Raw genomic sequence first — 15298 nt, forward strand, 5'->3', positions numbered from 1 at the left:
CATGACCCTCATCACCACACCCTCGGAGACACCGTCGGAACAGCAGGATGCTCCGGCATCCGCCCCGACCGCACCGCCCCGCTCATTCGGCTGGGCACAGCTGACCCAGGCCCTGCCGGGCGCACTGCGCAAGCTCAACCCCGCATCTCTGGTGCGCAACCCCGTGATGCTGCTCGTCTGGGTCGGCGCCGCGTTCACGACCGTGCTCGCGATCGCGGAGCCGTTCCTCGGCGGCCCGGCCGACTCGGGCGGAACCCCGGTGCCCGCACCGTTCACCTGGGGCATCGCGATCTGGCTGTGGCTGACCGTGCTGTTCGCCAACGTCGCCGAGTCCGTGGCCGAGGGCCGCGGCAAGGCCCAGGCCGCGAGCCTGCGCAAGACGCGCACCAGCACGATGGCCCGCAAGGTCGTCGAGTATGACGCCGGTGCGGATGCCACGGCCGAGCGCACCGAGACCATCGACGTCTCGTCGGCCGAGCTGCAGCGCGACGACGTCGTGATCGTCACGGCGGGCGAGCTCATCCCCGGTGACGGCGACATCGTCGCGGGAATCGCGACCGTCGACGAGTCGGCGATCACGGGCGAGAGCGCACCGGTCATCCGCGAGTCCGGTGGCGACCGCAGTGCCGTCACCGGTGGCACGCGCGTGCTGTCTGACCGCATCGTCGTGCGCATCACCTCGAAGCCCGGCGAGACGTTCGTCGACCGCATGATCGCGCTCGTCGAGGGCGCCAGCCGTCAGCGCACACCCAACGAGATCGCGCTGAACATCCTGCTCGCGAGTCTGTCGATCGTGTTCGTCGTGGTGGTGCTCGCGCTCAACCCGATCGCCTCGTATGCGGCCTCGCCCGTCAGCATCCCGGTGCTGATCGCTCTGCTCGTGTGCCTGATCCCGACCACGATCGGCGCCCTGCTCTCGGCCATCGGGATCGCCGGCATGGACCGTCTCGTGCAGCGCAACGTGCTCGCCATGTCGGGCCGCGCCGTCGAGGCCGCAGGAGACGTCACCACCCTGCTGCTCGACAAGACCGGCACCATCACCTATGGCAACCGCCAGGCCCACGAGGTGCTGCCGCTCGCGGGCGTCGACCCCGAGGAGCTGCTGTATCTCGCCGCCCTCGCATCCCTCGCCGACCCCACGCCCGAGGGCGCGTCGATCGTCGCACTGGCCCGGTCGCGCGGCATCCAGGTCGACGAACCCGCCGGCGCCGTGATCGTCCCCTTCACCGCGCAGACCCGCATGTCGGGGCTCGACCTCCCCTGCGGCACCCAGATCCGCAAGGGCGCCGGCTCCGCCATCAGCGCCTGGCTCGGGCTCGCATCCGATGCCGAGCTGACCGCGCTCACCGACGGCGTCGCCTCGAGTGGCGGCACGCCCCTGGTCGTCGCCGTGAAGCATGCGGAAGGCGGCGACCGCGTGCTCGGCGTGGTGCACCTCAAGGACATCGTCAAGGACGGCCTGCGCGAGCGGTTCGAGGAGCTGCGCAGCATGGGCATCCGCACCGTCATGATCACCGGTGACAACCCGCTGACCGCCGCCGCGATCGCGAAGGAGGCGGGCGTCGACGACTTCCTCGCCGAGGCCACTCCCGAGCAGAAGCTCGAGCTCATCAAGCGCGAGCAGGAGGGCGGCCGACTCGTCGCCATGACGGGTGACGGCACGAACGACGCCCCCGCCCTCGCCCAGGCCGACGTCGGCGTCGCGATGAACACCGGCACGTCGGCGGCCAAGGAGGCCGGCAACATGGTCGACCTCGACTCGGATCCGACGAAGCTCATCGACATCGTGCGCATCGGCAAGCAGCTGCTCATCACGCGAGGAGCCCTCACGACGTTCTCGCTCGCGAACGACATCGCCAAGTACTTCGCCATCATCCCGGCGATGTTCATGGGCGTCTTCCCCGGGCTCGCGGCACTCAACATCATGCAGCTGCACTCGCCGGCATCCGCCGTGACCAGCGCGATCATCTTCAACGCGATCGTGATCGTCTTCCTCATCCCGCTCGCGCTCCGAGGGGTCAAGTACCGGCCGGCGAGCGCCTCGCAGATCCTGCAGCGCAACCTGCTCGTCTACGGTCTGGGCGGCGTGATCGCGCCGTTCATCGGCATCAAGCTGATCGACCTCGTCATCACCCTCATCCCCGGTTTCTGACCGCATCCGTCTCGCTCCTCCTCTCGCTTCGAAAGGCCTCTCATGTCCTCCTCCCGCACCGTGGCCCGCACAACCGGCGTCGCGATCCGCGCGATGCTCGTGCTCACCCTCGTGCTCGGCGTCGGCTACACGCTCGTCGTCACCGGCATCGGCCAGCTGCTGCTGCCCTTCCAGGCGAACGGCTCGCCGCTGGGCGACGACAAGGGCAGCTCGCTGATCGGTCAGTCCTTCACGGATGCCGACGGCGAGGCGCTGCCCGAGTACTTCCAGTCGCGTCCGTCGGCCGCCGGTGACGGCTACGACGGAGCCGCGTCCAGCGGCAGCAACCTGGGCCCGGAGAACGCCGACCTCGTCGCGTCGATCGGCGAGCGCCAGGCAGCCATCGCCGAGCGCGAGGGCGTGAGCCCGGCTGCTGTGCCGGCCGACGCCGTGACGGCATCCGGCTCGGGCCTCGACCCGCACATCAGCGTCGCCTACGCCCTCTTGCAGGTGCCCCGCGTGGCCGAGGAGCGCGGCCTGCCCGAGCAGCAGGTGCGCGACCTGGTGGAGTCTAGGATTCAAGGGCGGGATCTGGGATTCCTCGGCGAGGAACGCATCAACGTCGCCGAACTCAATCTCGCGCTCGATGAGCAGGAGGGCTGATGACGGCAGAGCGGATGCCGCGGCGCGGCCGACTCCGCGTGCTGCTCGGCGCAGCCCCGGGTGTCGGCAAGACCTTCGAGATGCTCGTCGAAGGTCGCCGGCTGCTCGACGAGGGCCGGGACGTCGTGATCGCGATCGTCGAGACGCATGAGCGCGCAGCGACGGCAGCGCAGACCATCGGCATCCCCGAGGTGCCCCGCCGCACGGACCTGCACCGGGGCGTGCCGCTGAGCGAGATGGACCTGGAGGCGGTTCTCGCCCGGCATCCCGAGATCGCCCTCGTCGATGAGCTCGCCCACACCAACACCCCCGGCTCGCAGAATGCGAAGCGGTGGGAGGACGTCAGCGCTCTGCTCGATGCGGGCATCGACGTCGTCACGACGGTGAACGTGCAGCACATCGACTCGCTGAACGCCGTCGTCGAGAAGATCACCGGCATCGCACAGCAGGAGACGATTCCGGATGCCGTGGTGCGCGCGGCCGATGAGATCGAGGTCGTCGACCTGGCGCCGCAGACGCTGCGCGACCGGCTGACCGCCGGACTCGTCTATCCCGCTGAGCGGATCGACGCCGCACTCTCGAACTACTTCCGGCTCGGCAACCTCACGGCGCTGCGCGAACTCGCGCTGCTGTGGCTGGCCGACGAGGTGGACAGCGCGCTGCGCAGCTATCGCGCCGACCATGGCATCGAGGGCACCTGGCAGGCGCGCGAGCGCGTGGTCGTCGCCCTCACCGGTGGCCCCGAGGGCGAGACCCTGCTGCGTCGAGGAGCCAGAATCGCCGCCCGCTCGGCCGGTGGCGAGCTGCTTGCGGTGCACATCGCCGCGCAGGACGGCCTCCGCGATGAGACCCCCGGTGCCCTTGCTGCGCAGCGCTCGCTCGTAGAGTCGCTCGGCGGCAGCTTCCACCAGATCATCGGCGACGACATCCCCGGCACGCTCGTCGAGTTCGCGCACGGGGCCGACGCCACACAGCTCGTGATCGGCGTCAGTCGCCGCGGGCGCCTCGCGGCGGCATTGACCGGACCCGGCATCGGGTCGGAGGTCATCCGCCGCTCCGGAGACATCGACGTGCACATCGTGACGCATGCCGCCGCGGGCGGTCGCGTCGCTCTCCCCCGCATCACCGGCGGTGCGCTGGGGTGGCGTCGTCAGGTGCTCGGGTTCGCGGTGGCACTCGTCTTCGGGCCTCTGCTGTCGTGGGCGATGTTCGCGTTCCGCAGCCCCGAGTCGATCACGGTCGAGGTGCTGGCCTTCCAGCTGCTCGTCGTGATCGTGGCCCTGGTCGGCGGGGTGCGCCCCGCCGTCTTCGCGGCGGTGCTGTCAGGCATCACGCTCGACTTCCTGTTCGTCGCTCCGCTCTTCACCATCACGATCGCGCATCCGCTGCACGTGCTCGCCCTCGCGCTGTACGTGACCATCGCCATCCTCGTCAGCATCATCGTCGATCAGGCCGCTCGCCGAGCGCGCACCGCGCAGCGCGCAGCCGCCGAGGCCGAACTGCTCGCGGCAGTCGCAGGCAACGTGCTCCGAGGCGACAACGCCGTACTCGCCCTCGTCAGCCGCACGCGCGAGGCGTTCGGGCTCACCGGCGTGCGGCTGCTCACCGCCGACGGCGAGGTGCTGGCCACCGACGGCGAACCCGTTCCCGACGGACGCGCCACGACCGTTCCGGTCGGTGCCGGCGGCTCGGCACCCGCCGTGCTCGAACTGCACGGCGAACCGCTCGACACCCCGGCTCGACGCCTGCTCGACGCCATCGTCGCCCAGCTGGCGGCGGCCATCGAGCACACCGATCTGCGTGCCACGGCGCGGGAAGTCGCGGCGCTGGCCGAGACGGACCAGGTGCGCAGTGCCCTTCTGTCGGCCGTGAGCCACGATCTGCGTCGGCCGCTCGCCTCGGCCGTCGCCGCGATCGGCGGACTCCGCGGGGCGCACGTCCTGTCGGCATCCGACCGGGAAGAGCTGCTGGCCACGGCGGACGAGAGCCTCGCGACCCTGTCGTCGCTCGTGACCGACCTGCTCGACGTCAGTCGCGTGCAGGCAGGAGTGCTCGCCGTCTCGACCATGCGTCTCGACGTGGCGGGCCCCGTGCTCGCGGCCGTCGACGAGCTGGGCCTGGGCCCGTCTGACGTCGACCTGGCGATGGATGCCGGGCTTCCCGCTGTGTCGGCCGATCCGGTGCTGCTGCAGCGCGTGCTCGTGAACGTGATCGCCAACGCGCACCGCCACTCGCCCGCAGAGAGCCGGGTGATCGTGTCGACGAGCACCCTCGGCGAGCGCGCCGAGATCCGCGTCATCGACCGGGGCAAAGGCGTGCCGGCGGAGAAGCGCGACCAGATCTTCCAGCCGTTCCAGCGCCTCGGCGACACCGACAACACCGCCGGCCTCGGCCTCGGACTCGCCCTGTCGCGCGGATTCGCCGAGGGCATGGGCGGTACCCTGACACCCGAGGACACCCCCGGCGGTGGACTCACCATGGTCATCTCGCTGCCGCTGGCCGCAGAGCCCGAACTCACGCAGGAGGAGACGGAGTGAAGCTCCTCATCGCCGACGACGACCCGCAGATGGTGCGCGCGCTGCGAATCACGCTCGCCGCCCACGGATACGAGGTGGTCGTCGCACCGGACGGCGCCGCTGCGGTGGCGGCCGCCGCCCAGACCCACCCCGACCTGATCATGCTCGACCTCGGGATGCCGCGGCTCGACGGCATCGAGGTGATCCAGGCGCTGCGTGGGTGGACGACCGTGCCGATCATCGTCGTCTCGGGTCGCACCGGCTCAGCCGACAAGGTCGAAGCGCTGGATGCCGGAGCAGACGACTTCGTCACCAAGCCGTTCCAGGTCGACGAGCTCCTCGCGCGGCTGCGCGCGCTGTCACGTCGGTCGGTGCCCGCTGGCGGCGAATCGACCGTCGGATTCGGCGACGTCGTCGTCGACCTCGCGACGAAGACCGTCACCAGGGCGGGCACGCGGGTTCATCTCACGCCCACCGAGTGGCGCATGCTCGAGCATCTCGCCCGGCATCCCGGAGCTCTCGTCACCCGGCAGGACCTGCTGAAGGAGATCTGGGGCAGCGAGCAGGTCTCCGACTCCGGATACCTGCGGCTGTACATGTCTCAGCTGCGCAAGAAGCTCGAGGCCGAGCCCAGCACGCCGGCACACCTGCTCACCGAATCCGGCATGGGGTATCGGCTCGTCCTCTGAGCCCTCTGCCGGTCCCGAGAATCAGAGGGCGATGTCGGCCCGCGGGCGACGCAGCACGCCCCATGCACCGGCAGCGACGAGGGCGACCGCGACGATGATCGCGGCGATGGCGGTGATGGTGCTCTCGGGTTCTCCGGTCAGACGGCCGACGGCGAGCCAGCCGAGGCCCCACGCGGTTGCGAGTGCCGGGGCGGCACGCCTGGTCACGAGGGCGGTGGCGACACCGATCACGAGCACGACCGCGAGCACGGCGACCGCCCAGATCTCGGCCTGGTCGGCCCATGCTGAGGGTGCGATCTGCGTGAACCAGGCCGTCGTGTTCGCCACGGTCGCGATGGTGACCCAGCCGAAGTGCAGGCCGTTCGCGCCGTCGACCACGATGCGCTCCGGCCAGGTGCGAGCGCGGCTGCGCCCGAGGATCACGATGACCCGGGCGAGGGTGGCGAGCAGCAGCGCGATCACGAGCACCGTCAGCGGAAGCGACAGGAACTGCGCCGTCACGAGCCAGAGCCCATTGAGGATCATGGACGCGGCGATCCATCCGCCGACCGCGCGCTGACGTTCATCCGCCCGCTGCGGCGGAAGCGCCTGCCACACCGTATAGGCGATGAGGCCGAGGTAGATCAGCGACCAGATCGAGAAGGCGGGACCGGCCGGGGCCAAGTACGACCCTTGCGCCGACAGGGCTCCATCCTGCAGCTCACTGACCGAAGTGCCGCCGAAGGCGCCGGAGCCCACGGCCGCGGCTATCAGCATGAACGTGGCCGAGGCGATGATGATCGACTGGCGAGCGATGTCCTGCGTCCGGGATTCCATGCTGGAAACCTACGCGGGTCTGCGGCGGAGCGCACCAGCCTTGACACCGACCACCCGAAAGGCTAGCCAGGCTAGCTAAATCCCTGAAGCAGACACGAAGTCAGGCGGCGACGGCGTCGTCGATCAGCACCTGCGCCGCATTGCGGGCCTGCACGGCGACCTGAGGGTCGGCGGCGATCGCCGCGGTGCTCTGCGCACCCTCCGCGAGGATCGACAGCTGGGCGGCGAGCGACGCCGGTGCGCCGGCGTCCATCACGAGACCCGACATGTAGGCCTGGAACGAGGCCTTGTGGTCGCGGACGATCTTCGCGACCTCCGGGTTCGTGCCGCCGAGTTCGCCGAACGCGTTGATGAAGGCGCAGCCGCGGAAGTCGTCGGCGCAGAACCAGTCCTCGAGGTATCCGTAGACGGCGAGCAGCCGGTCGCGCGGGTCGGCTCCGGCATCGGCGACAGCCCCGGTCAGCCCCGATTCCCACTCCGCGTGCTTGCGCGCGAGAACCGCCGTGACGATGTCGGTCTTCGACGGGAACAGCGCATAGAGGCGGCGCAGCGACACGCCGGCCGCGGCCCTCAGCTCGTCCATGCCGACAGCCGCGTATCCCTTGCGGTAGTAGAGCTCGTCCGCCGCCGCAAGGATCTGTTCACGCACCGTTTCCTCCGTCATGCTCCCAGTGTACTTGACATGAGAACGAACGTTCTCTACAGTGGGGAACATCAGCGAGAACGACCGTTCTCACCGGACCGAAAAGGATCAGGATCATGGGCTACATCACCGTCGGAAACGAGAACAGCACCTCGATCGAGCTCTACTACGAAGACCAGGGATCGGGCCAGCCCGTCGTCCTGATCCACGGCTACCCGCTCGACGGCCACAGCTGGGAGCGCCAGACCCGCGAGCTGCTCGCTCAGGGCTACCGCGTCATCACCTACGACCGCCGCGGATTCGGTCAGTCGTCGAAGGTCAACACCGGCTATGACTACGACACGTTCGCCGCCGACCTCAACACGGTGCTCGAGACCCTCGACCTGCGCGACGTCGTGCTCGTCGGATTCTCGATGGGCACCGGCGAGCTCGCCCGCTACGTCGCCAAGTACGGCCACGAGCGCGTCGCCAAGCTCGCCTTCCTCGCCTCGCTCGAGCCCTTCCTCGTGCAGCGCGACGACAACCCCGAGGGTGTGCCGCAGGACGTCTTCGACGGCATCGAGGCCGCAGCCAAGGGCGACCGCTTCGCCTGGTTCACCGACTTCTACAAGAACTTCTACAACCTCGACGAGAACCTCGGATCGCGCATCAGCCAGGAGGCCGTCACCGGCAGCTGGAACGTCGCGATCGGCAGCGCACCCGTCGCCGCCTACGCCGTCGTCTCGTCGTGGATCGAGGACTTCCGCGGTGACGTCGACGCCGTGCGCGACGCCGGCAAGCCCACCCTGATCCTGCACGGCACGAAGGACAACATCCTGCCGATCGACGCCACGGCCCGCCGGTTCCACCAGGCAGTGCCCGCCGCGACCTACGTCGAGGTCGAGGGCGCCCCGCACGGCCTGCTCTGGACCCACGCCGACGAGGTCAACGCCGCACTGAAGGACTTCCTCAGCAAGTAATCCGCGAACCGCGGCATCCCTTGCCGAACCGGATGCCGCGGTGCTCCTCTTGCAGCACTCGGCGCCGAACGAAATCAGGACGACCGCTCCAGGTCAGGACAGAATCGCGCAGATTCTCCTGATCCGGGGCGGTCGTCCTGTTGTGCGCAGTGTCAGCAGAAGGATGCCGTTGGCAGGCAGCCGGATGCCGTCAGCGCTTGACCGTCACCGTGAGCGTCTTGCTCTCAGTACTGCCCGCGGCGTTCACGAACTCCACACGGTAGGTGTGCTTTCCCACCGACCGCCCCGACACCGGCACCGTCGCACTCTGCGCGGCGGGGCTGCTCGCGACCATGTCGCCCTCGGAGATCAGCACACCGTCTTCGTACAGGCGGTACGAGGTCGCGTTCGTGCCCCACCACATGTCGGCGGTGAGCGTGTACGACCCGTCGCCGTCCCAGTTGTCGGCCGACAGCACGGGCGTGCCGGGAGCCGCATCCTTCACCTTCACCGTCACGGGCTTCACCGACGTCACGCCACGTGAGTTGACCAGTTCGCCGGTGTAGACGTAGCTGCCATTCGCCTTGCCGGTCACGGCGACCTGTGCCGTCTGCGCACCGGTGCCTCCGAACGTCAGCGGCACCGTCTTGATCAGCACGCCGTTCTCGAACACCCGCAGCTTCGTGGCGTTCTGCCCCCACCACAGGTTCATGGTGAGGGTGAAGTCGCCGTCGAGCAGCCCGGTGTCGTGGCCGTTGTCGTGCGAGAGCACTCCCCGCGCCGGCGCGGCCGTCGCCGAGTCTTTCACCACGAGGGCGTCGACCGCGGCATCCAGCGCGTCCAGCGCACCCGCGACAGCAGATGCGCTCGGGCTCGTCGCCGCCAGCACGATGTCAGCCCGCGCGATCGCGCCGGGCACAGCAGCCGTCGACGACTCGACGTACGCAGCGAGGTCGAGTGCTGCAGCAGCATCCCGTCGCTCCCGCAGCGCAATCGTGTCGGCACCGGCAACCGGCTCGCGCACGAGTTCCAGGTCGTCGAGCGTGCCCCAGGCCCCCGCCGGAAGCGCCGCAGACACGCGCACGGTCGCCACGCCCTCGGCTCCGACCTGCAGCGCCTCGGTGGTCGGCGTCGACCACACCCTCCAACCGTCGAGTCCGAAGGCCGCAGGCGCGCCCGCCACCGCAGCAGTAGACAGAGACAGCGCGACCTTGCCGTCCGAGCCTTCGCCATCACCCTGCAACGACGCCCGTGCGACATACGACCCGGCGGGCAGCCCGGTCACGGTCTGCGACAGCTCGAACGAATACGCGGATGCCGCGTAGAAGTGCGCCGAATGCGTGCCGCTCCGCGGGTCGTCCCACGCACGCAGAGTCAGCCCCGATCCGGTCGCACTCCACATGCTCGTGTCCGCATCCTCGAACCCGGGGTTGCGCAAGAAGTTGCGTGCCGAGACGGTGACGGTGGCTGAGGCCGCGAGGCCGGCATCCGTCACTCCCGCGATCGTGTATTCGCCGATGCCCTCGATGAATTCCGCGGCCGACGACCAGGTGACCGCCTCCTGCTCCGACGAGCCGTCGTTGTAGAGCACGGTGACCTCGCCCGGCAGCTCGACAGCATCGCCCTCGGTCAGCTGCAGCGCCACCGGCTGCACCGACTCGACCGCGCGCGGAGCCTGAGCCCCGGTGCGCACGTACGAGAAGATGTTCAGCGCGTCGGATGCGGTGCCGTCGAAGCCGAAGAGCGCCTGGTTGTCCCACGCGGATCCACCGAACCAGTGCCCCGCATCCTCGGGCTCGTACTCGCCCGCGAAGCTCGACGCCCATCCCGATCCGTCGCGCTCCCACAGCGTCTTGTTCTGCTCGAGCTGCGCCGGAGGCCCGACCGGCAGCCAGGCCGGCTCCCAGTAGTAGACCCCGATTCCTGCCTCCCCCACGTCGGCGACGGCCTGCACGACCGCGCGCACCGCATCGGCCTGCCCCTGCACGCTCACCGGGTACTGCGTAGCCTCGGACGGCAGGTCGACGACGTTGCCGTGGCCGTCTCCGTCGTCGAGGGTGAACGCCCACGAGGTCTCGGCGACCATGACCTTCTTGCCGTAGGTCTCGGCGACGTGCGAGAGCACGGCCGTGAGGTTCTCGGGGGTCCCGTGCCAGAACGGATAGTACGACGACGCGAACACGTCGTAGTCGACGTCTCGGCGGTCGAGCTGGGCGGCGACGTCGGCATAGAAGCCGGCGCGCTCGGGGTTCGTGAAGTGCACCGCGACGAGAGTGTCCGGCGCCTCGGCGCGCACCGCGGCTGAGCCTGCGGAGAACACCTTGGCCATGTCGTCCCAGCCGCGCACCCCGGCGACTCCGCCATTCGTCTCATTGCCGACCTGCACCATGCGCAGGTCGACCCCGGCCGCGACGAGCCGCCGCACGGCATCGCGCGTGAAGACGCCCACCTCCGCCGCGACCTGGTCGGCCGTCATCCCCTCCCAGGCCTTGGGCACCTGCTGCTTGGCGGGGTCAGCCCAGAAGTCCGAGTAGTGGAAGTCGACGAGCACGCCGAGTCCGGCATCCGTCGCGCGCTGCGAGATCTCGATCGCCCGCTCGACGTCGACGTCACCGCCGCCGTAGCCGTTGCCGTTCGCGTCGAACGGGTCGTTCCACACGCGCACCCGCACGTCGGTGACCCCGGCGTCGGCGAGGATCTCGAACAGGTCACCCGGCGTGCCCGCGGAGTCGCGGAAGACCACGCCTGACGCCTCGAGTGACAGCACCGACGACACGTCGACGCCGCCGATGAAGTCAGCGGGCAGGTTCTCGACCCGGGGGACGGTGATGGTGGCATCCACGGGGTCGACCGCAGCGGCCGAGACCGAAGCGGAGAAGACGGGCGCGGATGACGCGGCGGATGCCGGCAGCGCGACGCCGATCAGGGCGACGGCGGTGACCGTTGCCAGGGCGGTGGAGAGAAGGGAACGCGTGCGACGGTGCATGACGGCCTTTCGAGCAGTGCGGAAGAGGGGATCAGCCCTTGACGGATCCCTGGGTGAGCCCGCCGACGATGTACTTCTGCAGCGAGAAGAACAGCGCGAGCACGGGCACGGCGGCGACCACGACACCGGCGGCGAAGAGCCCCCAGCGCGAGGTCAGCTGGTTCGAGACCCACTGGTACATGCCGACGGCGAGGGTCCAGTTGTCCTCGGACGTGAGGATGATCTTCGACAGGATGAAGTCGCCGAAGGCCGCGAGGAACGCGAGCAGCGCGACGACCGCGAGGATCGGCACCACCAGCGGCATGATGAGCCGCCAGAAGATCTGCGCATGGCTGGCGCCGTCGATCTTCGCCGACTCGTCGATCTCGACGGGGATCGTGTTGAAGAAGCCGTACATCAGGAAGGTGTTCGCGCCGAGTGCGCCGCCGAGGTAGACGCAGATCAGGGCGATCTTGGAGTTGATGCCGAGGGCCGGCACCACGTCGCCGAGCGTCTGCAGCATCAGGAAGATCGCGATGAACGCGAGCGCCTGCGGGAACATCTGCAGCACGAGCAGGGTGGTGAGGCTCGCGCGCCGCCCGCTGAAGCGGAAGCGCGAGAACGCGTAGGCGCCGCAGGCGCCCATGAGCACCGAGCCGACCGCGGTCACGCCGCCGATCAGCAGGGTGTTGCCGAACCACACCCAGTAGCGGGATTCGCCGAGGGCGATGTAGTTCGCGGGGTCGAACGCACTGAACAGGGCGCTGGATGCCGCGAGGCTGCCGTTCGGGTTGAGCGACGCCGACAGCACGTAGACGAGCGGGAACGCGGCGAAGAACAGCACGCCTGCGGCGAGGATGTACTTCCAGCCGACCTCGCCCCACCAGCGACGCCGTCGTGCGCCTGCGCGTGCAGCATCCGCACCCTTCGATGAACCGGTCACGATGACTCTGGTCTCACTCATCACTGGTACTCCTCGAGCTTGCGGGTCTGTCGGAAGCTCAGCGCTGAGATGAGACCGACCACGATGAAGGCGATGATCGACAGCGCACTCGCGAGGCCGTAGTCGGCCGCACCACCCGAGACGCCGGAGACGTCGTAGATGGCCGAGACGAGGATGTCGGTCGAGCCCAGTGCATACGGGGCTCCGGCGATGGCCGGCCCGCCGTTGTTGAAGGTGTAGATCACGGTGAAGTTGTTGAACGCGACGGCGAACGAGGCGATCAGCAGAGGGGCGGTCGACACGAGCAGCAGCGGCAGCACGATCGCGCGGAAGCGCTGCAGCTTGTTGGCACCGTCGATCTCGGCCGCTTCGAGGGTCTCGCCGGGCAGCGACTGCAGCGCGCCCGTGCACACGAGGAACCAGTAGGGGTAGCTCAGCCACACGTTCACGAAGATCACCGCGGCCCGGGTCAGCCACGGGTCGCCGAGCCAGTTGATCTGCGAGCCGAAGAAGAACAGGTCGTTGATCACGCCGAACTCGGCGTTGAACATGCCACGGAACAGCAGCGCGGCCATGAACGCGGGGAACGCGTAGGGCAGGATGAACAGCGCCCGCAGGAACCGGCGGCCCTTGACGCGCGGGTCGTTGTAGACGATCGCGAGGCCGAGTCCGACGGCGAAGCTCAGCACGACCGAGAGGATCGCGAACGCGAAGGTCCACACGGTGACGCTCAGCAGGGTGCCGGCGAGGTTCGCGTCGGTGAAGAGCTTCAGGAAGTTGGCGAATCCGACGTTCACCGACCAGCCCGTCGGCAGGGCCGTGCCGTCTTCGGCCACGAACGCGCCGAGATCCGTAGCCGTGTAGACCGTGCCGGACTGCGTGTCGGTGATGGTCTGCGCTTCGGCATCCCACACCAGCGTCGGCTCGTAGACCGAGCCGGTCGATCCCTCGCGGGTGCGGATCGAGCCGTCGTTCGGGTCGTCCGAGACCGGAACCCTGAGGTCCTTGATCGTCGCGCCGAGTGTCGGGTCGGTCAGCACCGTCGCCCGAGGGACGACCGTCCATCCAGGCACCTCGCTCGGTGCGCCCGTGGTGCCGATCTCGGCGTCGGATGCGGTGGTCAGCGGCTCGGTCGCGGATCCGACCTGCACGTCACCGTCGTCGTCGACGATCGCGAAGCCGAGCTCCTCGCCGCGCTGCACGATCGAGAGCGGGTAGTCGGAGGAGCCCTCGATGCGACGCTCGCCCTGGATCAGCGCGGCCTCGACCGCCTGCCCCTGCGTGCCGACGTGGCCGGTGCCGTAGTTCGTGAAGGCGATGTAGGCCGTGTAGCCGAAGATGAAGACCTGGAAGACGAGCAGGAAGATCAGCCCGGGCAGCAGGTACTTCAGCGGCAGCGCCTTGCGGGTGAAGTACACCCAGTCGGCGATGATCACCAGCAGCACGACCACGCCGAGAACGATCCACGACTCGGCGCTCCACGCCGAGATCGCGGTCATGATGCCGAAGGCGTTGACCAACGCCATCAGGGCGAGCTTGATGAGGAAGCCCCAGCCCAGGCCGCGGAAGCGGCGGGCGTGGGACTCGCGCGAGGGCTTCACCACGGGGGTGGGGGCCTCGGCCGGAGGTGCCTGGATCGTCATGTGTGCGTCCTGTCTGAGGACCGCAGGACGGGGAGGGGTTCGGGCCCCTCCCCATCCGGCGGGGTCAGCCGGCGAGAGTCGTCTCGAGGTCGGCGACCATGGTGTTCCACGTCGACACGGGGTCGGCGCCGTTGATGATCTGCGCCTGCGCGGCGTTCCACAGGTCCCAGACCGAACCCATCTCGGGGATCGACGGCATCGGGACACCGGACTGCGCGGAGGCCACGAAGCCGGCCGTGATCGGGTCGGACGAGACCTCTTCGGCGAGAGTCGACCAGGCGGGGATGCGCGGGTCGGCCTCGTAGAGCGCGCGCTGCGCGTCTTCGGTGCCGAGGTAGTTCACGAGGAACTCCTGGGCGAGCAGAGCGTTCTTGCTCTTGCTGGAGAGGTAGAAGCCCTGCACGCCGACGAAGGGCGCGGCGGGCTCGCCACCCGCAGACGGGATCGGGTTGACGGCGACGTTGACTCCCTCGAACGCGCTGATCGCCCACGGACCCTGGATCGTGTAGGGGGCCTTGCCCGATGCGAACAGCTCGTTGTTGATGTCGTAGTCGACGGTGGTCGAGATGTAGCCGGTGCCGCTCGAGCCGTTGGCGCCGAGCCAGCTGGCGAATGCCTCGCCGGGCGCTCCGCCCATGCCGACCTCGCTCGTGTACGAACCGGTGCCGTCCTGCACGAAGACGGGCGCGCCGAACGAGGTCTGCAGGCCGTACATCGTGTAGCCGTCGCCGGTCTCGCCACCGGTGTTGATGACGAACGGACGCTCGGTGCCTGCCGAGACACCCTTCGCGATCATGTCGTCCCAGGTGGCCGGGGCCTCGGCGCCGACGAGGTCGACGTTCTGCACGAGGGCGATGGTCTCGAGCGAGTACGGCATCGCGTACAGCTGACCGTCGTAGGTCATGGCGTCGAGGGCGACCTGCTCGAACTCCGACGCCTTGTCGCCGAGGTCGATCGTGTCCACGACGCCTGCGGCGACCAGTGCGCCCAGCCAGTCGTGCGCGCCGACCGTGATGTCGGGGCCCTCGCCGGTCGGGACCTGCGCGATGAAGTCATTGCGGAGGTCTTCGAAGTTCTTCTGCACGAGGGTGACCTTGGCTCCGGTCTCCTCCTCGAACGCCTCGGCGGCTGCGGTGATCGCGGCTTCGCGCTCGGCATCCGTCCAGATGACGAGTTCAGCGCCGTCGCCGGATGCGGCGTCGTCGCCGCCCTCGGGTGCGCCGGCGGAGCAGCCCGCGAGGACCACGGCCGCGGCCAGAGCGAGTGCGCCGACTCCGATGTGCTTGCGCATGCGTTTTCCTATCTGTCGTGGCCGACGATGCGCTGCGCGTCATCGCGACCGGGGTGGGTG

The 15298-nt window shown here is 69.1% G+C and carries 11 protein-coding genes; 5 read left to right on the forward strand and 6 right to left on the reverse strand.

Annotated elements, in window-relative coordinates:
• Position 1: 1 nt before the first annotated feature.
• From kdpB to ACIP5T_RS09755, 4 genes are read left to right on the forward strand one after another with little or no spacing between them, the layout of a single operon-like run.
• The gene (gene kdpB, locus ACIP5T_RS09740; RefSeq protein ID WP_400862678.1) at positions 2 to 2152 is read left to right on the forward strand and encodes a potassium-transporting ATPase subunit KdpB; all 2151 of its coding nucleotides are present in this window, start codon (positions 2 to 4) and stop codon (positions 2150 to 2152) included.
• Positions 2153 to 2194: 42 nt separating this feature from the next.
• A complete protein-coding gene (gene kdpC / locus ACIP5T_RS09745; protein WP_400862680.1) occupies positions 2195 to 2794 on the forward strand; it encodes a potassium-transporting ATPase subunit KdpC in 600 nt (199 codons plus the stop codon).
• A gap of 14 nt (positions 2795 to 2808) precedes the next feature.
• Positions 2809 to 5331, forward strand: coding sequence for an ATP-binding protein (locus tag ACIP5T_RS09750; protein WP_400864691.1), 2523 nt, complete (start codon positions 2809 to 2811; stop codon positions 5329 to 5331).
• Positions 5328 to 5999 carry a response regulator gene (locus tag ACIP5T_RS09755; protein ID WP_400862682.1) on the forward strand — a complete coding sequence of 224 codons (672 nt, stop codon included), beginning with the start codon at positions 5328 to 5330 and terminating at the stop codon, positions 5997 to 5999. Before ACIP5T_RS09750 ends, ACIP5T_RS09755 begins: the two co-directional genes overlap by 4 nt.
• A gap of 21 nt (positions 6000 to 6020) precedes the next feature.
• Here ACIP5T_RS09755 and ACIP5T_RS09760 read toward each other — a convergent pair whose 3' ends face one another.
• Together ACIP5T_RS09760 and ACIP5T_RS09765 are read right to left on the reverse strand one after the other, a co-directional pair.
• Entirely contained in the window at positions 6021 to 6815 is a 795-nt protein-coding gene (locus tag ACIP5T_RS09760; RefSeq protein ID WP_400862683.1) for a tryptophan-rich sensory protein, read from the reverse strand.
• A gap of 100 nt (positions 6816 to 6915) precedes the next feature.
• Positions 6916 to 7479, reverse strand: coding sequence for a TetR/AcrR family transcriptional regulator (locus tag ACIP5T_RS09765; RefSeq protein ID WP_400862685.1), 564 nt, complete (start codon positions 7477 to 7479; stop codon positions 6916 to 6918).
• Positions 7480 to 7574: 95 nt separating this feature from the next.
• On the opposite strand from ACIP5T_RS09765, the gene ACIP5T_RS09770 reads away from it, so the two are divergent.
• Complete coding sequence (locus ACIP5T_RS09770; protein ID WP_400862687.1) at positions 7575 to 8417, forward strand: alpha/beta fold hydrolase; 843 nt, start codon at positions 7575 to 7577, stop codon at positions 8415 to 8417.
• 190 nt (positions 8418 to 8607) lie between these two features.
• Here the strand turns inward: ACIP5T_RS09770 and ACIP5T_RS09775 are convergent, their stop codons facing one another.
• From ACIP5T_RS09775 to ACIP5T_RS09790, 4 genes are all read right to left on the reverse strand, one after another.
• Positions 8608 to 11382: a glycosyl hydrolase 53 family protein gene (locus ACIP5T_RS09775; RefSeq protein WP_400862689.1), complete on the reverse strand. Its 2775-nt coding sequence runs from the start codon at positions 11380 to 11382 to the stop codon at positions 8608 to 8610.
• Between the two features lie 31 nt (positions 11383 to 11413).
• A complete protein-coding gene (locus ACIP5T_RS09780) occupies positions 11414 to 12325 on the reverse strand; it encodes a sugar ABC transporter permease (RefSeq protein WP_400862691.1) in 912 nt (303 codons plus the stop codon).
• Positions 12325 to 13947 carry an ABC transporter permease subunit gene (locus ACIP5T_RS09785; RefSeq protein WP_400862693.1) on the reverse strand — a complete coding sequence of 541 codons (1623 nt, stop codon included), beginning with the start codon at positions 13945 to 13947 and terminating at the stop codon, positions 12325 to 12327. Before ACIP5T_RS09785 ends, ACIP5T_RS09780 begins: the two co-directional genes overlap by 1 nt.
• 64 nt (positions 13948 to 14011) lie before the next feature.
• Positions 14012 to 15238, reverse strand: coding sequence for an extracellular solute-binding protein (locus ACIP5T_RS09790; RefSeq protein ID WP_400862695.1), 1227 nt, complete (start codon positions 15236 to 15238; stop codon positions 14012 to 14014).
• Positions 15239 to 15298 lie beyond the last annotated feature (60 nt).

It is taken from the genome of Microbacterium sp. NPDC088619 (genome assembly GCF_044752825.1).
GTDB lineage: Bacteria > Actinomycetota > Actinomycetes > Actinomycetales > Microbacteriaceae > Microbacterium.